This window comes from Dyadobacter sp. HNCC25DJ186 (assembly GCF_056895235.1).
In genome coordinates, this window is the sequence record NZ_JBXHAS010000008.1 from 143,856 (window position 1) to 165,743 (window position 21,888).

The window sequence follows — 21,888 nt, forward strand, 5'->3', positions numbered from 1 at the left end:
GAAACAACGCATCAGCTATGTTAAAAGTAGATAAAATAACCAAGAGGTTTCCCGGTGTGCTTGCTCTGGATGGCGTAAGTCTGACGCTTGAAGCCGGAAAAATTACTGCGCTTATCGGAGAAAATGGAGCAGGGAAATCCACGCTGATGAAAGTTCTTTCAGGAATTTATCAGGATTACGAAGGTCAGATTATTTTCAAAGGCCAGGTTGTTCGTTTTCAAAATCCCAAAGATGCGCAGGAGCAGGGCATTGCCATCATACACCAGGAGCTTAACCTGATTCCTTATCTCAGTATTACAGAAAATATTTTCCTTGGCCGTGAGCTGATTACGCAATATGGCACGCTGGACAAACGGAAAATGAAGCTGCGGACGCAGGAATTGCTGAACAGGTTGAAACTGGATGTTAAGCCGGATGCTTTGGTGGCAGGTTTGAAAGTCGGTCAGCAGCAGGTTGTCGAAATCGCAAAATCGCTGTTGACAGATTCGGAGGTAATCATCATGGACGAGCCAACTTCCGCAATCACGGAAAGTGAAGTGGAAGTACTTTTTGAAATTATTGACGATTTGAAAAATCAAAATAAGGCCATTGTTTATGTGTCCCATAAGCTGGATGAATTGTTTCGAATTGCTGATAATTATGTTGTGCTGCGTGACGGAAAATCGGTTGAATCCGGCAAGATGGAAGGAATTACCCAAGACTTGCTGATACAGAAAATGGTCGGGCGCAGCATTCAGGTACAGCGCAAGGCAACCGTTGAAAATAAGGAAGAAAATCTGTTGTCAATAAAAAGATTATTTTTAAAACATCCGGTCAGACCGAAAGAGGATTTGCTTAAAAATATATCGCTGTCAGTAAAAAAGGGAGAAATTGTCGGTATGTTCGGGTTGATGGGAGCGGGCAGGACGGAGCTCTTGGAGACTATTTTTGGCCTTCATCCCTTTGCTTCGACAAGTGAAATTCTGATTGAGAACACAAGAGTTATCTTAAATTCACCTTCGGATGCAATTAAAGCAGGACTGGCACTGGTGCCGGAAGACCGAAAAAGAGATGGCTTGGTTTTGGGTATGGATGTTAAAACAAACATTTGTCTGACCACTCTGCCCGACCTCGAAGAACGAGGTTTTCTAAGTGATCTGAAAGAAAGTCTGCTTTCTAAAAAATACATCAGCGAATTAAAAATCAAAACTTCATCACCTGCGCAGCAAGCAAAAAATCTGAGTGGAGGAAATCAGCAGAAAATCGTTCTGGCGAAATGGCTTGCTACAAAACCAAAACTTCTGTTGCTGGACGAACCGACAAGAGGCATTGATATTCATGCAAAAAGTGAAATTTATAAACTGATCTTAGGTTTGGCTGACAAAGGACTCGGAATCATATTTGTCTCATCTGAACTACCGGAAATCCTTGCAGTCTCAGACCGCGTTCTGGTTATGGCGGAAGGTATGATCACTGCTGAATTTTCTTCAAAAGAAGCCACCGAAGACGCAATTCTCAAAGCTGCCATACCTAAATCTGTATACGAAAACCAGTTATGAATTTACAAACCTACCGGGCAAATCTGATTCGTTTCCAGTCACTTATCGCATTATTTTTGCTGTGTCTGGCACTGAGTATCTTGTCCGATAAATTTCTTACGGTATCCAATGCCTGGAATGTGATGCGCCAGATTTCTGTCAATATTTGTATTTCAACGGGTATGACACTGATCGTTTTAACAGCCGGAATTGATCTGTCTGTAGGCTCCACACTCGCGCTTTGTGGCGCAATAACGGCCGGATTGTTAAGGAACGGAATTGAGATTCCATCAAGTAATCTTTTTATAGGTTTCACACTTTTAGGTGCGGTAATCGCTGGAATTTTGACCGGTTCTGTATTAGGTGCTTTTAATGGTTGGGCAATCACGAAATTTAAAGTGCCGCCTTTTGTAGCAACGCTTGCGATGCTTACGATTGCCCGCGGACTAACGATGTTATGGACACAAGGTTTCCCGATCAGTGGTTTGGGAGATACGTTTTTGTATTTTGGAACGGGCTGGTTATTAGGTATTCCGGTACCTGTCTGGATATCGGGAATCATTGTTTTGATAGCCGTTTTAATAACCAATAAAACCCGGCTTGGAAGATATATTTATGCGATCGGCGGTAATGAAAATGCTTCAAAATTATCAGGAATTAATGTCAACCGCGTTAAAATCATAGTATACACAATTGCGGGGGCACTGGCAGCGATCGGTGGAATTCTGGTTACCGCCCGTCTTGACTCCGCTCAGCCGAACGCCGGAACAAGTTATGAGCTCGATTCCATTGCTGCCGTCGTCATTGGCGGTACATCGTTATCCGGCGGTCGCGGCAGCATTTTAGGAACCGTTCAGGGTGCGATTATCATTGGTGTTTTGAACAATGGGCTGGTTTTGCTTAATGTATCGCCGTTTTGGCAGCAGGTTGTAAAAGGCTTCGTGATATTACTGGCAGTGATCATCGACAAATCCAACGCGAAAAACGACTAATGAATTTTCGACAGCTGCTTTTCATCATTATCGGTTGTAGCCAGATTTCCTGTTCGAAGGACCGATATCTTTTCACTTCTTTTCGCGAACCTGCAACCGATGGTTTACATCTGGCATATAGCAAGGATGGTTACCACTGGACAGATCTTGCCGGTTCGTTTCTCAAACCCGAAGTTGGTGGGAAACTTATGCGGGATCCGTCCATTGTCCGAGCTCCGGATGGAACTTACCATCTCGTATGGACGACAAATTGGAAAGGCGACAAAGGTTTTGGGTATGCCAGTTCCAAAGATCTCATGCATTGGTCGAAACAAGAATTTATTCCTGTTATGGAACATGAACCTGATGTCGTAAACGTCTGGGCGCCTGAGCTTTTTTACGACCATGAAAGCGAGCAATTTATTATCATTTGGGCATCTACAATTCCCTTTCGTTTCCAGAAAGGCGAAGAAGACGAAAAAAATAATCACCGGATGTATTTTACCGTCACGAAGGATTTTAAAACATTTTCAAAGGCTGCATTATTTTCTGACCCTGGTTTCAGTATTATTGATGCGGTTATTGTGAGACAGGAAAAGGGGAAATATGTTTTGGTATTAAAAGATAACACGCGCCCGAACAGAAATATTAAAGTGGCTTTCAGCGGAAAAGTTTTAGGGCCATATACCGATGTGTCGCCCCCATTTACAGGATACCTTACCGAAGGGCCAACAGTACTCGAAGTTGGAAAAGATTGGCTGATTTATTTTGATCAGTACCGGGATAAGACTTATGGTGCGGTAAAAACACATGATTTCAAAACATTTAAAGATGTTTCGAAACAAGTAAGCGTCCCGAAAGATCATAAACACGGAACAATTACAAAAATCAATAGCAGGACATTAAAGGCGTTAAAAAACAGAAAAAATTAAAGATCAGGCCTGATTTTCTTTGGGGTGTTATGATACCTGTTTTTGAATGCTCTTATGAAGGTTGCGTCACTTTCATAACCGATCAGCGTAGCAATTTCACAGATCGAAAAGTCGGTATGCATGAGTAAAAAGTAAGCATGTTCAAGCCTGAGCTGTTGAATATATTTAAAAACGGGCGTTCCGAAAAGATGTTTGAAACCACTTTTAAGCTTGAATTCATTCAGCAAAAATTGCTTCGAAAGGTTTTCCAAGGTATGCGGGATGAGATAATTCTTGGTCAGATATTCTTTGAGTTCAATTAATTTATCAGTATCTAAAGAGCTAATCTGGCTAACATGGGCTGAAACGCTGCCATGAAAATCATTCAGCGTCAGTAAGACCAGCTCCTTCACCTTCGATCTTAAAAAAGGAATTTTTAAAGAATCGGCCAGATCCGGGTTTTGTATAAACCTCAACGCACCCAATTGAAAATGGTTGATAAGGCGATTGGTTGGGAATAACGAAAATGGATCAGGTCTTTGAATCTTTATTAACAAGTTTTCAAACTCACTTCCGCACTCCAACAACACAGCACTAAAAAAATCAGGCTTTAATCCAACGCAGATATACTCGTATTTTTTCTGTTTTGGAAATAAAAAAGTACTAACAGGATCTACACAGTTTATTAGATTAAATTGCCCGGTACCCATCTGCATACCTGGTTTGAAACCTGAAATATCGGCAGCGGAATTTCCGTTCATTTGAAAATGCAGACTTACATGGCTTGTGTCCTGTAATTTCTCGATCTTAATGTCATCCTGGAATTCTGAGGAGAAGAAAAGAATGTCAAAATGCTCATCTCTTATATTCTTACTGTTGCAGTCGAATTTGCCTTCTAATGAACCAGATGTTTCCTTAACAGAAAAGTGTTGTACAAACTCCCGGTATATCAAACTGGAAAATTCATTTCCTTTAAGTGTAAACATAATCCGTTTCTGCTAATTTTTAATCCCTTTATGCCAATCCGGGAACTGATTCAGGCTGGTAATTTTGCGGTATGAAAGATACAACAAACAAAACGAAAATTGAATTTGCAACCTGGAACCGAAGGGAACATTTTGCCTTTTTTGAAAACTTTGAACAGCCGTTCTGGGGTGTCACCACTGCGGTGGACTGCACGGATGCCTACCAGCATTGCAAGCAGAACAACATACCATTTTTTGCTTTTTACCTTCACAAATCATTGTTAGCTGCCAACCGAATCAAAGAATTCAGATATCGAATTGAAGGGGAGGATGTGGTTGAATACCGTGAAATATCGGGATCTGTCACTGTTTTGCGGGAGGATGAAACTTTCGGGTTCGCCAATTTTAAATATAATTCAAACTTTCAATTGTTCAGAGCTGACGTCGAAGAATCGTTATCAAATGAGAAAAAACAAGTCGGCCTGAAACCGGATTTTGATCTCATCAGTCTAATTCACTATTCCATCTTGCCTTTGGTTCAATTTACAAGCTTTCAACATGCGCAAAAGCTTGGTACAAAACACTCCGTTCCACAGATTGTTTTTGGTAAATTTCATCTCTCCGAGGGCCGTATGAAGCTGCCGGTATCAGTACATGTCCACCATGCTCTGTGCGATGGCATCCATGTTGGGAAGTTTATAGCTGAATTTGAAAAATTGCTGGCCTTACATGTCTCTGAAGAAAATTAAACCTTTGAATCTGTTGCCTCGGTTATCGGCTTAGTTTCATTTTGAGCTTTTTCAATTGCATATAACTTTCCAGTTCCAAGCAATTTTCGCGCGCAGAAAACATTGAAATAAGCAAAAAATGGTGCTGCCAGAACATCCATGGAATAATGAACATGCTGAACGAGCAATAGTAAACCGACAACGGCTGTGGCGAGCAGAACCATGAGCTTGTCGCGCTTTTTTTCAAGGCATAAGAAAATCAGAAAGAGTGTTGCTGTATGACCTGAGTAGAACAAGTCTTTCGTAATAAATACCTGCCCATAAAAGTAGTTACTTAAAGGATCCCGTAAAGGAATCAGCCCGTCGGGAGCGTTCAGCGGAACGAGCGAGATTGTAATAATTCTGGTAAGGCATAGTAAAACATACGACCACAAGAAAACGATAAATAACATCGGGTTATTCAAAAAACGGATCGTCGCTAATGCCACGCAGGACCAGATCAGAATGAAAATGGCTTCCGAACAATCCTTTGCCGGTAAAGTCGAAAGAAGGATGTCATTAATCTGAAAGCCTTCCCGTAGTTCTATCGCCTGGAAAAACGGGTTTAAAAAAAGCGAAATAATACTAAGCGTAATAACGCCGGAGAACATGGTGGTTTTATATGATTTATTCTCCCACATCTTTCCCCAAATACTGGAAATCATACTCTTTAATTGGTGTCTGTTTGACAATCGGTGTTTGTCATGCAAATAATAAAACAAATGCACCTTTGGTTTGTTAAGCTATTTTCGAGTGCGTCTGACGGTAATAATCCTGGTAAAAGTATATATTCCTAAGGAAATTCAGATTGGCCCGATAACCACTTCCTGCATATCTAATTAATTTTTAATCTGATTATGCGTCCGGATTACTTTCAAAAGTGAGTTCCGGAAATTAGTAACAAATTTTTCCCGCAATTCATTGCTTAGCAAATCAAGTGACAGGTATGGATTCAAGTCTTCCAGTTCAACAAGAAGTAATTTGCCTTCCTGCGTTCTGCATGCATCCACCCGTTGGATACCGTGAGAAAGCTGGTTCCAATCAATAAACTTGCTTGCGAATTCCATATCTTGTTTTGTGGGTTCATAAGTAGTCAATTCCCACCGCTTGTTTTTGTCTGGTGCGTATAAAGCATATTGGAAATTCTGATCAATGAAATAAAACGACACCTCATAAATAAAATCCACAAAGGGTTGAACGATGCTTCCTTCGAGATTTATTTCAGTAAGCCCGGCTGGATTTACAACAAACATACCGATCGAGTCCGCACCGTTTTTTAGCTTCACTATATAGCGATCCGAATTCGGGAGCAGGTGAAGATCATCTAATTTTTCGATTGTAGGAATGACAGGAAAGCCTTTTTGCGTCATTTCAATCAGATAATCTTTTCCATTCATATCCGCTTTGCCTTTCATGGCATTGTAGGAAAGAATATTATGCGAATTAACTCTGACTTTAAAGGCATCAAAATATTCTTTAAAGTGCATAACCGGACCGGCATTTCTAAATACAATCATATCCACGGCACTTTCAAATTTATATGAATCGCACGGATGACAGATCAAAATTTCAAAATCCGTGCGTAAGCTGGAAGTCAGGTATAGATCTTCTTCGTAATATTTTCGCCCGTTTGCTTCAAAATATAGATCAGTGAGGTATAAAATGGAGTGCTTTTTATCGTTCATAATAGCCATTTGCATATAGGAATATTCGCAAGATAATAGTCGGAAGGCATTGCATGGCGACAGTGCCCGAAAAATATTCCTTAATAACCAGGAATGTTGTTAATATAATTTTTTTAATATGCTATGTTGGTTAACCATGTAGTTTTTTGCATTTAAGTCATCCATAGATTGTATGGTTAAATATTTGTAAGATGTTTTGATATGGGGGTAAATAGGATTAAAATCAAAAAAATATTTGGTAAAATTGTCATATGTTGCCTTTTTATCTATATTGACGACAGAACCGTATTCCAGTTACGATTATAAATTTCCTTATTGAAAATATTATTATTCTTCATCGTATAATTATACAGATTAGCTGCAACGAATGAAAAGAAGAGATTTTATGCAAATGTCGGGTTTGGGAATAGGTGCTTTGATGATGCCTTCCGTGCCTGTACTTGGGAATACTGTTTCGAGTGAGCATTTGCTTGAACCGGGAGTTGATGCTGCTATCAAGAAAAAATTAGCAGACATCGCCTTGAATGCGGCGAAAGGTAAAGGTGCGTCCTACACTGATGTCCGTATCGGGCGTTATTTGCAGCAATATGTTTTCACGCGCGAAAAACAAGTTCAGAACATTGTCAATGCAGAATCGTATGGCGTTGGTATCCGGGTTATCGCCAATGGAACCTGGGGTTTTTCCGCGACGAGCGATGTTACGCCAGAAGGCATAGCAAAATGTGCGGAAACGGCGGTCGCCATTGCCAAAGCAAACTCAAAATTTCAGAAAGAACCAGTCGAGCTTGCGCCGCAAAAAGGAGTAGGAGAGGTTTCCTGGAAAACGCCGGTTAAGAAAAATGCATTTGAAATTGCGCCAAAAGAGAAAATTGATCTTTTGATGAAGGTCAATGCCCGGGCGATGGAAAACGGTGCAGGTTTTGTTACTTCAAACCTGTTTTTTATCAATGAGCAAAAATATTTTGCTTCGTCTGACGGATCCTATATTGATCAGGATATTCACCGGATCTGGCCAACTTTCACGGTAACGGCGATTGACAAAGCTGCCGGAAAATTTAAAACCCGTGATGCGATCAGTTCGCCGATGGGTATGGGTTACGAGTATTTGGACGGCCTGGCCTCTGAAAAAATTGCAGGACCCAATGGCCTGGTGGGTTATCGGAATTCTTATGACATGGTTGAAGATGCGATAAGGGCGGCGAAACAAGCGAAAGAAAAATTAACAACTAAATCGGTTTTGCCTGGTAAATATGACCTAGTTCTGGATCCAAACCATTTAGGGTTAACAATTCACGAATCGGTTGGCCACCCGACAGAGTTGGATCGTGTGCTTGGCTATGAGGCCAATTATGCAGGAACCAGTTTTGCGACATTAGATAAATGGCAATCGAAAAAATTCAATTACGGAAGCAAACATGTCAACATTGTTGCCGACAGATTACAGCCGCATACGTTGGGCGCGGTTGGGTACGATGATGAAGGTGTGCCTGCCAAAGAATGGAATATTATCAAGGATGGTATATTGGTAAATTATCAGGCTATTCGCGATCAGGCAAAAATCATAGGTGAAAAGGAATCACACGGCTGCTGTTATGCGGACAACTGGGATTCGGTTCAGTTTCAGCGGATGCCGAATATTTCTCTTAAACCAGGCACAGAAAAACGTAGCGTACTGGATATGATAAAAGGCGTTGAAAAGGGAATTTACATCATCGGAAGAGGGTCTTATTCCATTGATCAGCAGCGATATAACTTCCAGTTTGGCGGTCAGGTTTTCTATGAAATAAAAAAGGGAGAAGTTGTTGGTATGCTTGACGACGTTGCTTATCAGTCCAATACCCAGGAATTCTGGAACTCATGCTCACAGCTTTGCGATAAAGATGATTACAGAACCTTCGGCTCTTTCTTCGACGGAAAAGGACAGCCGTCTCAGGTCAGCGCGGTATCACACGGAAGTGCAACGACACGTTTCGACGGCGTTAACGTCATCAATACAGCGAGGAAGATCTGATACTGATCTTATTAAATCGGTAGTTAAATGATATGTTGAATAAATAATGCGTGCTTAATTGACTGTTTTTCAATATTAAAAAATTAAAATATGGCTGTCTTATCCAGGGAGGAAGCAAAGCAAATAATGGACAAAGTGCTGGCCTTTTCAAAGTCAGATGAAATGAGCGTTGGCCTTACGGGAAGCCGCGTCGGGAATATTCGATATGCGAGAAATTCGGTTTCTACAAGTGGCGAAGCAACGAACCTTGGTCTTTCCATTACGTCTGTATATGGCAAGAAATCAGGAACAGCGACCATCAATGAATTTGATGATAAATCATTGGAAAAAACGGTAAGGCGTGCAGAGGAAATTGCTCAGCTGGCTCCTGAAAATCCGGAATACGTGCCCATGCTTGGACCACAAAATTATCTGGAAATCAATTCTTTTGCCGAAAAAACTGCTGCTATAAATCCTGATTTCAGAGCAGAGGCTGCATTCAAAAGTATAGATCCGTGTGTCAAAAAAGATCTGACTTCAGCAGGATATTGGGAAGACCGGACAGGATTTTCAGCCCTGGCAAACAGCAAAGGCCTTTTTGGTTATAACAAAGCTACCTCTGTTGATTTTTCTATCACTGTTAGAACTAACGACGGACTGGGGTCAGGTTATGCCGCCCGTGACTACAACGACGTATCAAAACTGGATACTGCCCTGGCGACAGAAGTTGCTATTCAAAAAGCGCAGGCTTCTTCGAAGGCGCGAGCTCTCGAACCTGGAAAATATACCGTAATTCTCGAACCAACCGCTGCCGTTGATCTCCTTCAAAATATGATGGGAAGTATGGATGCGCGTAATGCGGATGAAGGAAGAAGCTTTTTAGGGAAAAAAGGTGGCGGCACCCGGTTGGGTGAAAAACTTTTTGACGAACGCGTGAACATCTATTCCGATCCTCAAAATCTGGAAATTCCGGGTTCTCCGTTCGGTGGCGGAGGCGGCCGTTTTGGCGGCGGCGGAAGCGACGGGCGTGCACAGGAAAAAGTCGTATGGGTGGAAAATGGTGTGGTGAAAAATATGTACTATTCCCGTTATTGGGCTGAGAAAAAGGGTGTAAAAGCGATTGCTCCACCGTCTGGTTTTATTTTTGCAGGTGGGACAGAATCTTTGGCTGACCTGATTAAAGGAACTGAAAAAGGGATTTTAGTAACACGTCTTTGGTATATCCGCGCAGTAGATCCGCAAACTTTGCTCTACACGGGCCTAACGCGCGACGGTACTTTTTACATAGAAAATGGGCAAATAAAATATCCGGTAAAAAACTTCCGCTTTAACGAGAGTCCGGTGATCATGCTGAATAATCTGGAAGCAGCGGGGAAACCCATGCGAGCCAGTGGAAATCTGATACCGCCGCTGAAGATCCGTGACTTCACGTTTACGAGTTTGTCGGATGCTGTTTAGCCGTCTGATGCAACATTCAGTTTATTTTTTAATCATTATTCGAAACTAAAAAGGAGGGACTCAACTTGAACCGACGCGACTTTATCCAGATGGCCGGACTTGGTACCGGAGCAATAATGTTACCCGGTTTTGCCAGCGGCAGAACTGTTTCACCGGAGGCCCTAATGGAGCCTTGGCTTGATGTTGCTGTTAAAAAAAGACTGGCAGATGCGGCGCTTAACGCAGCGAAATCAAAAGGAGCGACCTACGCGGATGTCAGGATCGGACGATACCTGAACCAATTTGTAATTACGAGAGAGGATAAGGTTCAAAATATTGTCAATACGGAATCTTATGGGGTAGGTATCCGGGTTATCGCGAACGGATGCTGGGGGTTTGCGGCGGTGGCGGATGCGCAAAGTGACGCACAGATTGCAAAAGCTGCGGAAGATGCGGTGGCCATTGCAAAAGCAAATTCAAAATTGATGAAAGAGCCGGTGGAACTGGCTCCGCAGAAAGGATTTGGTGAGGTAAGCTGGAAAGCACCGATCAAGAAAAATGCGTTTGAGGTGCCTGTAAAGGAAAAAGTTGATCTGTTGCTAGGTGTAAATGACGCGGCGATGAAAAACGGCGCGAATTATGTCAATTCTGTTCTTTTCATGGTAAATGAACAGAAGTATTTTGCTTCGACGGATGGTTCATACATCGATCAGGATATTCATAGAATGTGGCCGAATTTTACCGTCACTGCGATTGATCCTGCTTCCGGTAAATTTCAGACGCGCAACTCGCTGAGCGCCCCGATGGGGATGGGTTATGACTATTTACAGACAAATCCGAAAGATAAAATTTCCGGAATCACGACCCGTTATAACATGGGTTATGACATGCTGGAAGATATAACGTCTGCGGCCCAGCAGGCTAAAATGAAGCTGAGTGCCAAGTCGGTTGAGGCTGGGAAATATGACCTTGTTCTGGATCCATCTCACCTTTGGCTAACGATCCATGAATCGGTTGGTCACCCGCTGGAACTTGACCGCGTCCTTGGTTATGAAGCCAATTTTGCAGGAACATCTTTCGCAACTTTGGACAAATGGCAATCGAAATCATTTAAATACGGAAGTGATCAGGTGAATCTGATTGCTGACAAAACCCAGGTTGGTTCATTAGGCGCTGTTGGATGGGACGACGAAGGTGTGAATACGAAAAAATGGGATCTGGTGAAAGATGGGGTTCTGGTTAATTATCAGGCAATCCGTGATCAGGCTAAAATTATCGGCGAGAAAGAATCGCACGGCTGTTGTTATGCCGACAGTTGGAGATCAGTGCAGTTCCAGCGGATGGCGAACGTTTCGTTGGCTTCCGGTAAAACTCCGCTTTCGGTTGAAGAGATGATCAAGGACGTGAAAAAGGGAATTTATATTATTGGTGACGGCTCGTTTTCTATTGATCAACAGCGTTATAATTTCCAGTTTGGCGGGCAGCTGTTCTATGAAATTAAGGACGGAAAGATTGCCGGTATGCTGAAAGATGTTGCGTATCAATCCAATACCCAGGAATTCTGGAATTCGTGTGTGAAGGTTTGTGACGACAGAGATTATCGCCTTGGCGGATCGTTTTTTGATGGAAAAGGACAGCCATCCCAATCAAGTGCCGTATCACATGGAAGTTCAACGGCGAGATTTAACGGCGTGAACGTAATTAATACAGCCAGAAAGATTTAACGGATATAAATAATGGCAGTAATATTAACAGAGGAAGAAGCGAAAGCTTTGTTACAAAAGGTTTTAAAATATTCCAAAGCGGACGAATGTGAGATCAATATTTCTGGTGAAAAAAGCGGAAATCTGCGGTATGCCAGAAATGAGGTTTCTACCAGTGGATCGCAATTAACGCAAAATCTGGTCGTTCAGTCGGCTTTTGGGAAAAAAGTGGGCGTTGCCACTACGAATGAATTCAGTGAGGAAGCTTTTCAGAAAGTAGTTCGTCAATCGGAAGAATTGGCGCAGCTTGCTCCTGAGAATCCTGAATATATGGGTGTTCTGGCACCGCAGCAATATAAAAAGTTATCAGGTTTTTTTGATTCAACTGCAAAAATAACGCCTGATTTTCGTGCAAGTGCCGTTGCCAAAAGTCTGGAATTGTCAAGAACACAAAACCTCGCAGCTGCTGGTTTCTGGGAAGATCAGCATGGATATTCTGCGATGCTGAACTCGAAGCAGCTTTTTGCCTATTATCCAAGTACGAATGTGAACTTTTCGTTGACAGTTCGGACGCCCGACGGAACAGGTTCAGGTTATGTTGCCCGTGGTTACAGCGACGTGTCTAAACTGGATATTGAGGCTGCTACGAAAATAGCGATCCAAAAATCAAAAGGTTCCTTAGGGGCAAAGGCGCTCGAACCTGGAAAGTATACGGTTATTTTAGAACCAATAGCAGCAGCTGTTTTATTAGAAAATATTTTCTTCAATATCGACGCCCGCAGCGCTGATGAAGGCCGGTCTTTTCTTAGCAAACAAGGAGGAAAGACGAAGCTGGGCGAAAAAATTGTGGACGAGCGGATCAATATTTATTCTGATCCGGCCCATCCCGAATTGCCTTCTTCGCCCTGGGCTGGCGACGGACAGGTGATGGAAAAGACCAGCTGGATAGAAAAGGGTGTTGTGAAAAATATGGCCTATTCACGTTACTGGGCTGAGAAGAAAGGTGTGAAACCTGTTCCATATCCAAATAATGTGATTGTAGAAGGCGGTACGGCCACGCTTGAAGAAATGATCGCTTCCACGAAACAGGGAATTCTGGTTACGAAGTTGTGGTATATCCGCGAAGTTGATCCGCAGACTTTATTGCTTACAGGACTGACGAGGGACGGTACTTTCTACATTGAAAATGGAAAGATCAAACATCCGGTCAAAAACTTCCGTTTTAACGAAAGTCCTGTCATCATGCTCAATAATCTTGAAACACTTGGAAAATCGGAAAGGGTGGTCAGTACAGAAACCAACCAGAATTATCTGATTCCACCGATGAAAATCCGGGAATTTACCTTTTCGTCACTATCCGATGCCGTTTAGATTTAGTTTACAATGAAAATAAATCTTTCACTGTAAACCTATTTGCCCAACTTATGAAACCGTTTTTCTTTACCCGTCTTCAATATACCTCAGGGAACTGGGATACCGATCAGCGCATGCCGTCGAATCTGCTGCATTCGCTTGTGGAGTATACGACAATCCCGATTGACGAAAAAGAAAAAGTAGTGTTGCTGAGCAGTAATGAAATTTTTAAAAGTCCGTTCTGTTATCTGAGCGGACATAAACTCGTTGAATTTTCACAGCAGGAACGTGACCATTTCAAGCGTTACGTCCAGAACGGCGGTTTTGTTTTTGTTGACGACTGCAATCATGACATTGACGGATTGTTTGCCAAAAGTTTTGAACAGGAAATGTCCAGAACTTTTGGTCCAAAGGCTTTACAAAAAATCCCGAATAACCATCCGATCTATAACAGTTTCTTTCATTTTGAAGAAGGCCCGCCGACAACATCTTTTGAACTGAATGGCTGGGGAGACGATCTGGTGCATGATTATTTGAAAGCTATTACCGTCAACGGGCGGATTGGAGTGCTTTACAGCAATAAGGATTACGGCTGCGAATGGGATTATGATTTTAGAAATAAACGTTTTTTGGCAGTCGACAACACCAGGTTTGGTGTCAATATTGTCATGTATGCTTTAACCGCTTAACGATTGGAAACACAGGAACTAACCCATTATAAAGCGTTGGTGGCCAAGTTGCCACTTCTTAAAAAAGAGATAGGAAAAGTGATTGTAGGGCAGGAAGATGCAATCAATGAAATTCTGATTTCTCTTTTGGCTGGCGGCCATTGTTTGCTTGAAGGCGTGCCGGGACTTGCAAAAACACTGATGGTGAAAACGATGTCGGAGGCTCTTCATATGAGTTTCAAACGGATTCAGTTCACACCTGACTTGATGCCCGGAGATATTGTCGGAACAGAAATTCTTGAAGAAGACCACGATACGGGCAAGAAGTTTTTCAAGTTTAACCAGGGGCCGATTTTTGCCAATGTGGTGCTCGCAGATGAAATCAACCGAACTCCGCCTAAAACGCAGGCTGCCCTTTTAGAAGCCATGCAGGAAAAAAGTGTTACCTATGCCGGGACAAATTATGCTTTACCAAATCCGTTTTTAATCATTGCTACTCAAAATCCGATCGAGCAATCCGGAACATATCCGCTGCCGGAAGCTCAGCTTGACCGATTTTTATTATATATCAAACTTAGCTACCCCAGCGAGCAGGAAGAGCTGGATGTTTTGAAAAATACGACCGGTTTCCAGAGTGTCGAAATTGACCGGATCTTAAATGATATCGATATCGTTCAGCTTCAAAAACTGACACGACAGGTCCATATCAGTGATGATCAGATCAGTTTTATCAATAGGCTGGTACGTGCTACAAGGCCGGATGGAAGTCCGTCGGCTTATGTAAAACAATGGTGTGATTGGGGCGCGGGTCCGAGAGCGGGGCAGGCGCTTGTACTTTGTGCAAAAGGGAGAGCTGTTCTGAATGAAAGGTTTTCTGTAATTCCGGAAGATATTCATACGCTTGCCTATCCCATATTAAGACACAGGATTTCGATGAATTTCCGGGCAGAAGCAGAGAATATTACATCGGATGATGTGATTGCAGATTTAATTAAAAACCTAAGATAACTTCGGTGGTCGGCTTTCGGCTTGCTGATAATTCGGCTTCTGATCGCCAAAATCTGACAGCCGACAGCTGACCGCCGAAAGCTATATTTTAAACTAGAAATATTAGTTAAGCCATCACTTTTATTACGCCAAAATCTGTCAGCCGATTACCGACCGCCGAAAGCCCAAAAACTATGTCCCAGAAACGTACTGGTCTTCTTGCCGCCGATCTGATCAAACTCGGGAATCTTCAACTGGTTGGAAAACTGGTGAGTGAAGAACTTATGCTCGGTGTTCATGCGAGCAAACGATCGGGTATGGGGACAGAATTCGAGCAGTATAGGCATTATGAGCCCGGTGATGATCCAAAACGCATCGATTGGAAATTGTTTGCCAGAACGGATAAACATTTGGTAAAAGAATCGTCGGCTGAGAGTAATCGTCAGATCCGCTTTTTGCTTGACCTTTCCGGATCGATGAATTATGCTGAAAATGGTATGAGTCGTCTGGAATATGCGAAACTACTGATCGCATCGCTCGCATATTTAGGATATATCCAGAACGATCAGATGAGTTTATATGCTTTGCAGGACGGGAAAGTGAACAGCCTGGCCAGTGGCGCTTCGACTTCCGGGAAACAGGCGTTCAATAAAATTTTGTTTAGCCTGCAAAAAACATTGGCATCAGGAGCATGGCGATCGGCTAATGCAGATAGTGGAAAATTACAGTTTCCTGAATTTGCTACAAAAAGTAAAGAACAACTGGTTTTTGTTACGGACTTTCTTCAAGTGGGCGAGGAGTGGCTGACTTTGATCAAATCTATCGCAAGTCCGCGGCGGGAAATTGTTATTTTTCAGATTTTAGGAGATCATGAGGTGGATTTTAATCTGAATGGATTCTACCGTTTTCGCGATCTTGAAACGGGAAAAGAAATCGAATTGCAGGCGGAAGCGGTGCGGGATGAATTCCGGAAATCATCAAGGGCATATTTTGATATGCTGGAAGAAGAACTTCGTATTCCGTATGTAAATCTGGTTCAGGCGCGACTAAGCGATCCGTTGGGGATGGTTTTAAAAGAATTTTTAACGAAAAGAAAGGGCTGATGACTTTTTTACAACCTTTCATGTTTTGGGGCGCTCTGGCAATTGTCATTCCCGTTTTTATCCATTTTTGGCATCAAAAAAAAGGTAAAGAATTGGACTGGGCCGCTATGCAATGGCTGATTGACAAAAGCCAGCAGCAAAGCCGTGGTTTCCGCCTCGATGACCTGCCGCTGTTAATTGTTCGCTGCCTGTTGGTTTTGCTCCTCGTGTTTTTGATGACCCAGCCGGTTTTGGAATGGTTTAAAAAATCAGAGCATTCAGAAAGGATTCATTTGGTCGAGCCATCAGTTTATCTGGCTGACAACTTTCGGTTTGAACTGGAAGAAGCATTGAAGAAGGGAGAAAAGGTCTACTGGATAAATGCCTCTAGCGAAGAAATAGAGGATATAATGTCTGTTACAAATCAAGAGAACAGCGGGATCCGGTATTTGCAGGATGTTGTTAATAAAGTAGGCAAGCCCGGTGCAAAGCTAGATATATACTTGTTGAATAACCAGAAAATATTCGATCAGCCAAAAACTTACATACCCGGCGACTACACGATACACACAGCCATTGATTCTTCGCAAAATTATATTCACAATTACCTGGATTTAGGAGATGACAGAAAGCTTTTTGTCTACAAAGGACAATTGAATACGTCAGATGCAAAGTCTGTGAATTTACCAAAACTGGCGTCCTATCCTGCGCATTCAGGAAAATTAAAAATTTTAATTGACTATAAAGACAAGGCTGAACGTCAGACGGTGCAAGCAGCCATAGGCGCTCTTGGAGCAGTTTATTCTTTGCCCTTTCAAATTGATGAGGTAGCCAATGCCAATAAGCAATATGACTGGATATTGACGGACCAGAAAATTGAAAAGATTAATCCGGATGTGCTTTATGTATTTTCAGGAAATAATACCGGGTGGTTACCTGACAATCATCTCAACGTTGCTGTCTTAGCCGACTCGCTTCGGATTCAAACATCAGAAATGGTGAATTCGGGGCAATTGCCTGAATATCTTGGAGACTTACTAATCAAACATTTTGATCTTGGCGAGTCAAATGGAATTTTAAGTAATCAGCAGATTAATTCGCTCTTCGTTCGGGCAAAACCTCTGGAAGGAAATGTTGAAGGTAATCTGAGATCCTGGTTTTTGGTTATTTTTCTAATCTTACTAATTCTTGAACGCTGGATGGCGTTGAAGAAAACGATCCAGAAAAGTTATGCATGAGCTAAAAAAAATAATTAATTCTGTAACTGCGCAGCTCTATGCAAACGCCTTCATCAGGTGTATGTTGCTGGCTGTTTCGGCGTTTGTCCTGGCATCTGTTTTTGAGAAATCATCTGTCGTTGTCCCCGTTATTGCAGGATTAGTCGGGCTTTGTATCGGCGCTTATTTGACGAAGTTGTACCAAAGTAAAAAACCTCAGGCCATAATCTGGATACACAGAACCGTAGATGAGTCGGAGTACAGTCTTCATTTGCTGGAAAAGAAGGAACTCAATATTGCTGAACAATTACAGCTGGAAAGGCTTAATAAAAACATTTCCGCTAGAAGTTTTCACTTCCGGAATTTGTATGATGGAACAATGATCTATGCGGTCATGTTTCTGTTCTCACTTGTTTTTTATAACCTATATCCGCAACTTAACTTTTCCACGAATAGTCCCGGTGATATCTTAAATAAAACGAAAAATGGAGAGAAGGCAATTGTATCAATTCCGCCTGCTTTTGAATCAGCGTCTGTCAGTATAATTCCACCAGTATACACGGGCTTGCCGAATACAAAAAGCGAAGATTTGAACGTCAGTGCAATTTCTGGCTCATTTTTAAAATGGGATGTTACCTTCAGCTATCAGGAAAATTTGTCAGTTCGGTTGGCTAACAGTCGCGGAGATGAGCAGTTATTTAAGAAAACGAACGGATTATTTTCATATCAGGATAAGTTGGCTGGTTCAGGGCTTTATTCGATCAAGGCGTATTGGAAAGATTCATTAGTATATCAATCAGACTTTTACAAACTGGAAGCGAGGCCGGATCTGACTCCAAAAATAGAACCAGATTCAAAAGAATTGTATCAGTATCATTTTTTAAAAGACAATAAAACGATACAAGTATCAGCAAAGATTTCAGACGACTTCAAGGTGAAACAAGCTTTTATCGTTGCGACTCTGGCACGTGGATCCGGCGAAAATGTCAAATTTCGGGAAATGAAAATTCCACTTTCACCTGCCAATTTCAAGGAGGCGAAACTGACTCAATCCATCGATCTGAAAGCATTGGATTTTACTCCCGGAGATGAGCTCTATTATTATTGGGCAGCCATCGACAACAGAGAGCCGGAAGCCAATTTCTCAAAATCGGATACTTATTTTATTGTTTACAAGGATACTGCCCAGGTTGAGGAATCGGAGCTTGCAACGATGTCGGTCAACACAGTTCCGGAATATTTCAGAAGTCAGCGCCAGATTATCATCGATACTGAAAAACTGATTGCCAGACGCAAGAAAATTAAAAAGGAAGAATTTAATAGTGTGTCGAATGAAATCGGCTTTGACCAGAAAGTTTTACGGTTACGCTATGGTCAGTTTTTGGGAGAAGAATTTGAACAAAATATTGGCGGCGGGGGAGGCGATGCGCCACACGACGAAGGTCACCAGGAAAATATCCTGGATAAATTCACGCATAAGTCAGATTCCGAAGGAGAGGCGTCGGAAAACCGGAAGTCACAACCTGAGGAGCATCAGCATGTACATGAAAGTCACGCTGACGCAGGTTCGAAAGACGCCATCGCAGAACTTATGGAGCAATATGTGCATGCCCATGACGACGCAGAAGTAAACACGTTTCATGAACAGTCGACGAAGAGTTTACTGAAAATGGCTTTGGAGCAAATGTGGCAGTCGGAGCTGCATTTACGCATGTATGAACCGGAAAAGGCCTTGCCATTTGAAAATAAAGCACTCGAATACCTGAAACAGGCGCAGCATAAAGCGCGTGCATTTGTGAAAAAAAGCAGCTACGACCCGCCTCCGATCAAAGAAAAGGAGAAGCGGTTAAGCGGAGAACTGACTGATTTAAGCAAGAGTTTTAATCAGGAAAAAACGGTTGACAAAATCCGGACAGAGCAATTGGTAGCCGAAGTTTTGGGTTATCTGGAATATGAAAAATTGAGTGTGGCGCAACAAGCTAAATTTCAAATTGCCGGAACTCAGTTATCAAATCAATTAATAAACAGCGGTCCGTTTAACGGCGGGATGCAAAACTGGCCGGTACTTGGTTCTTTGCAGAAGTTGATTAGTGGAAAAATGATTTCGGCAAAAGAAAAACAGCAGTTAAAAACGGAACTTTATAAGCGGGCCGGAACTGGTTTACAAAGTACCCGTTCTTATGCCAGTGAAAAAAAGCTGGAAAATATATTCTGGAAGAAACTTAAATAATCGGGTGAATCCGACCCGGTGACAACGTATGATTGCATTTGATTTTGACTGGTCAGCTCCGCTCAACCTGGTACTGGTCCTCCTTCTTTTTCTTTTTGGCGGCTTACAGGCCAGGCTTCTGTCGCGGAGCTCAGGGCAAGTTTTCAGACAAAGACTGAATGTCAAAATCGGGCTAAACCTTTTATTATGGCTGGTTATCGCTGCATTTATCTTTCAACCAATTTTTAAATCAAACGTCATATCAAACAAAATTCTGGTTGTTGGCAATGATGTTCCTGAGAAAGAAATTGCCAGGATAAAAGACAGTTTGCGGGTAAGTAAAGTTTTTTCAGAAAGTAATTATAAAGGAAGAGATATTGACACGCTCACTTTAGTGGGGCAGGATTTTAGTCCATCTTTTTTTGCGAGGCTCAGCCAGTACTTACCGACCAAAAGTCGTGTAAACTGGATTCCTTATTTTCCAGAAAATCAGATACAGTCCATTTCATGGAAAGGTATACTAAGAAAAGGCCAGCTTCAGAAAATTATGGGAGTTCTCAATTTTTCTGATGTCCAATGGATTAAAGTCAAATTCGGTGCGCAGGTTTTGGACAGTTTAAAACTTGAAAAAGGACAGCAATATTTCAGTCTGACGTTTCCGGTATTTACAGAGAAGCGGACAAAGGTAAATTTATTCTTGGGCGACGAGAATCTCGGAGAAATTGGTTTTTTTGCTCAGTCACTGTCACCTTTGACGGTCAAATTCATATTGGATAATCCCGATTTCGAAAGCAAAACATTGGCATCCTGGCTTGCAAATCAAGGTCATGCTGTTGAAATTTCTACCAACCTTTCAAAAGATATTCGCAGCAACCTTACCATTAATAAAAAAGGGAATCCGGACATCATCGTCACCGATCCAAAAAACGCACGAACGGCTGAAGTTAAAAAAGCTTATGATGCAGGAAAGAGTATTTTATTTATAAATCTTACCGATCCTTCAACCGAAATTGCTTCTATTAATTCCGCCTTAGGAACGAGGTTGAGGATTAAAAAAATCTCAAATGAGGAGGTTTTGCCTGTAACGGCTGAATTGACAAAATTGCCATTCGACTTCGCTAAATCAAATAGCTATATTCCTTTGCCAAAATATCCTGTTGCTATTGAAAAAGGTGTTGGGAAGGTTGCTGTGAGCTTATTAAATGAGACTTTTCCTACTATGCTGAATGGTGACAGTTTACTTTACGGAAATTTCTGGACTTCTGTTCTAGCTGCTATTCACCCGACTTACAAGACAAATATTGAAGTTGCAGCACCGGTTTATAAAAACATTCAAACAGTACTGAGACTTAATAATCTAACAGAAAATTCAAAGTCACTGGCGATTGGAAAAGATACCGTTTTTTTGAATTATTCCACGATCAATAGCCGAACAGCAGATGCACTTTTCATTCCTAAGGAACCATCCTGGATGCCGTTCGCAGAGGATTCTGAAATTTTGGTAAATGATAGTTTGAATTTCAATTCTGTTTACCAACGCAAACAAGTTGAAGGTTTTGTGAATGCCCGGGCAGATCTTCAATCCAATCTTTCAGATTCAGCAAAATTATTGGATCCAAAATCTCAGCCATTGGATGAGAGCCGTATGCCGGATTGGATATGGTTTCTGGCTATCATGGTTTGTTTTACCGCGGTTTGGTTGGAGCCGAAGTTTAATTAACGGCTGTTGCTACAAATATTCCGGTGCGCTGCACCTTGCATTTGGAGCTTGCCTATTATTGCTACAAATATTCCGGTGCTCTGCACCTTGCATTTGGAGCTTGCCTATTCTTGCTACAAATATTCCGGTGCGCTGCACCTTGCATTTGGAGCGTGCCTATTTTTGCTGCAAATATTCCGGTGCGCTGCACCTTGCATTTGGGGCTTGCCTATTTTTTGCTACAAATATTCCGGTGCGCTGCACCTTGCATTTGGGGCTTGCCTATTTTTTGCTACAAATATTCCGGTGCGCTGCACCTTGCATTTGGGGCTTGCCTATTTTTTGCTATAAATATTCCCGTGCGCTGCACCTTGCATTTGGAGCTTGCCTATTTTTGCTACAAATATTCCTGTGCGCTGCACCTTGCATTTGGGGCTTGCCTATTTTTTGCTACAAGTGTTCCGGTGCGCTGCACCTTGCATTTGGAGCTTGCCTACTTTTGCTGCAAATATTCCGGTGCTCTGCACCTTGCATTTGGAGCTTGCCTATTTTTGCTACAAATATTCCGGTGCGCTGCACCTTGCATTTGGGGCTTGCCTATTTTTTGCTACAAAAATTCCTGTGCGCTGTACATTGCTTTGAAATTTGCCTTTTTGTTGCTACAAATAATTTGGTGCGTTGCACCTTGCTTTGAAATTTACATTTTTCTTTCTACAAATATTGTTTT

18 protein-coding genes are annotated in these 21,888 nt (G+C 42.1%); 15 read left to right on the forward strand and 3 right to left on the reverse strand.

The annotated features are described in order from the left end of the window. The first annotated feature begins 17 nt into the window (after window positions 1-17). The 3 genes from AC1XUO_RS21740 to AC1XUO_RS21750 are packed head-to-tail and all read left to right on the forward strand — an operon-like array spanning window position 18 to window position 3,420. Complete coding sequence (locus tag AC1XUO_RS21740) at window positions 18-1,538, forward strand: sugar ABC transporter ATP-binding protein (protein ID WP_483331884.1); 1,521 nt, start codon at window positions 18-20, stop codon at window positions 1,536-1,538. Beyond that, window positions 1,535-2,509, forward strand: coding sequence for an ABC transporter permease (locus tag AC1XUO_RS21745; protein ID WP_483331885.1), 975 nt, complete (start codon window positions 1,535-1,537; stop codon window positions 2,507-2,509). Before AC1XUO_RS21740 ends, AC1XUO_RS21745 begins: the two co-directional genes overlap by 4 nt. After that, entirely contained in the window at window positions 2,509-3,420 is a 912-nt protein-coding gene (locus tag AC1XUO_RS21750) for a glycoside hydrolase family 43 protein (RefSeq protein ID WP_483331886.1), read from the forward strand. Before AC1XUO_RS21745 ends, AC1XUO_RS21750 begins: the two co-directional genes overlap by 1 nt. Here AC1XUO_RS21750 and AC1XUO_RS21755 read toward each other — a convergent pair. Beyond that, a complete protein-coding gene (locus AC1XUO_RS21755; RefSeq protein WP_483331887.1) occupies window positions 3,417-4,385 on the reverse strand; it encodes a helix-turn-helix transcriptional regulator in 969 nt (322 codons plus the stop codon). The two genes, AC1XUO_RS21750 and AC1XUO_RS21755, sit on opposite strands and share 4 nt — an antisense overlap. A gap of 71 nt (window positions 4,386-4,456) precedes the next feature. On the opposite strand from AC1XUO_RS21755, the gene AC1XUO_RS21760 reads away from it, so the two are divergent. Beyond that, window positions 4,457-5,113, forward strand: coding sequence for a CatA-like O-acetyltransferase (locus AC1XUO_RS21760; RefSeq protein ID WP_483331888.1), 657 nt, complete (start codon window positions 4,457-4,459; stop codon window positions 5,111-5,113). On the opposite strand, the gene AC1XUO_RS21765 is transcribed toward AC1XUO_RS21760, so the two are convergent. Both AC1XUO_RS21765 and AC1XUO_RS21770 read right to left on the reverse strand, forming a co-directional pair. Next, on the reverse strand, window positions 5,110-5,796 hold the full coding sequence (locus AC1XUO_RS21765; protein WP_483331889.1) for a phosphatase PAP2-related protein: 687 nt from the start codon (window positions 5,794-5,796) through the stop codon (window positions 5,110-5,112). The genes AC1XUO_RS21760 and AC1XUO_RS21765 overlap by 4 nt on opposite strands. Window positions 5,797-5,970: 174 nt before the next feature. Beyond that, window positions 5,971-6,816 (reverse strand): hypothetical protein, encoded by an 846-nt coding sequence (locus tag AC1XUO_RS21770; protein WP_483331890.1) that lies wholly within the window; start codon window positions 6,814-6,816, stop codon window positions 5,971-5,973. A gap of 367 nt (window positions 6,817-7,183) precedes the next feature. On the opposite strand from AC1XUO_RS21770, the gene AC1XUO_RS21775 reads away from it, so the two are divergent. From AC1XUO_RS21775 to AC1XUO_RS21825, 11 genes are all read left to right on the forward strand, one after another. Continuing rightward, the gene (locus AC1XUO_RS21775) at window positions 7,184-8,827 is read left to right on the forward strand and encodes a TldD/PmbA family protein (protein ID WP_483331891.1); all 1,644 of its coding nucleotides are present in this window, start codon (window positions 7,184-7,186) and stop codon (window positions 8,825-8,827) included. Window positions 8,828-8,917: 90 nt separating this feature from the next. Next, complete coding sequence (locus AC1XUO_RS21780) at window positions 8,918-10,264, forward strand: TldD/PmbA family protein (RefSeq protein ID WP_483331892.1); 1,347 nt, start codon at window positions 8,918-8,920, stop codon at window positions 10,262-10,264. 65 nt (window positions 10,265-10,329) lie between these two features. Then, window positions 10,330-11,967, forward strand: a complete 1,638-nt coding sequence (locus tag AC1XUO_RS21785) for a TldD/PmbA family protein (protein WP_483331894.1) — start codon at window positions 10,330-10,332, stop codon at window positions 11,965-11,967. Window positions 11,968-11,979: 12 nt separating this feature from the next. Beyond that, a complete protein-coding gene (locus tag AC1XUO_RS21790) occupies window positions 11,980-13,317 on the forward strand; it encodes a TldD/PmbA family protein (protein WP_483331895.1) in 1,338 nt (445 codons plus the stop codon). Window positions 13,318-13,370: 53 nt separating this feature from the next. Further along, window positions 13,371-13,988 carry a DUF4159 domain-containing protein gene (locus AC1XUO_RS21795; protein WP_483331897.1) on the forward strand — a complete coding sequence of 206 codons (618 nt, stop codon included), beginning with the start codon at window positions 13,371-13,373 and terminating at the stop codon, window positions 13,986-13,988. Window positions 13,989-13,991: 3 nt separating this feature from the next. Next, window positions 13,992-14,975 carry an AAA family ATPase gene (locus tag AC1XUO_RS21800; protein ID WP_483331898.1) on the forward strand — a complete coding sequence of 328 codons (984 nt, stop codon included), beginning with the start codon at window positions 13,992-13,994 and terminating at the stop codon, window positions 14,973-14,975. Window positions 14,976-15,148: 173 nt separating this feature from the next. Next, a complete protein-coding gene (locus AC1XUO_RS21805) occupies window positions 15,149-16,057 on the forward strand; it encodes a DUF58 domain-containing protein (protein ID WP_483331899.1) in 909 nt (302 codons plus the stop codon). Beyond that, window positions 16,057-17,274 (forward strand): BatA domain-containing protein, encoded by a 1,218-nt coding sequence (locus tag AC1XUO_RS21810; RefSeq protein WP_483331900.1) that lies wholly within the window; start codon window positions 16,057-16,059, stop codon window positions 17,272-17,274. The genes AC1XUO_RS21805 and AC1XUO_RS21810 overlap by 1 nt, the downstream gene beginning before the upstream one ends. Further along, the gene (locus AC1XUO_RS21815; RefSeq protein WP_483331901.1) at window positions 17,267-19,483 is read left to right on the forward strand and encodes a hypothetical protein; all 2,217 of its coding nucleotides are present in this window, start codon (window positions 17,267-17,269) and stop codon (window positions 19,481-19,483) included. The genes AC1XUO_RS21810 and AC1XUO_RS21815 overlap by 8 nt, the downstream gene beginning before the upstream one ends. A gap of 28 nt (window positions 19,484-19,511) precedes the next feature. Then, the gene (locus tag AC1XUO_RS21820; RefSeq protein WP_483331902.1) at window positions 19,512-21,182 is read left to right on the forward strand and encodes a hypothetical protein; all 1,671 of its coding nucleotides are present in this window, start codon (window positions 19,512-19,514) and stop codon (window positions 21,180-21,182) included. Between the two features lie 100 nt (window positions 21,183-21,282). Further along, complete coding sequence (locus AC1XUO_RS21825; RefSeq protein ID WP_483331903.1) at window positions 21,283-21,855, forward strand: hypothetical protein; 573 nt, start codon at window positions 21,283-21,285, stop codon at window positions 21,853-21,855. Window positions 21,856-21,888: the final 33 nt, after the last annotated feature.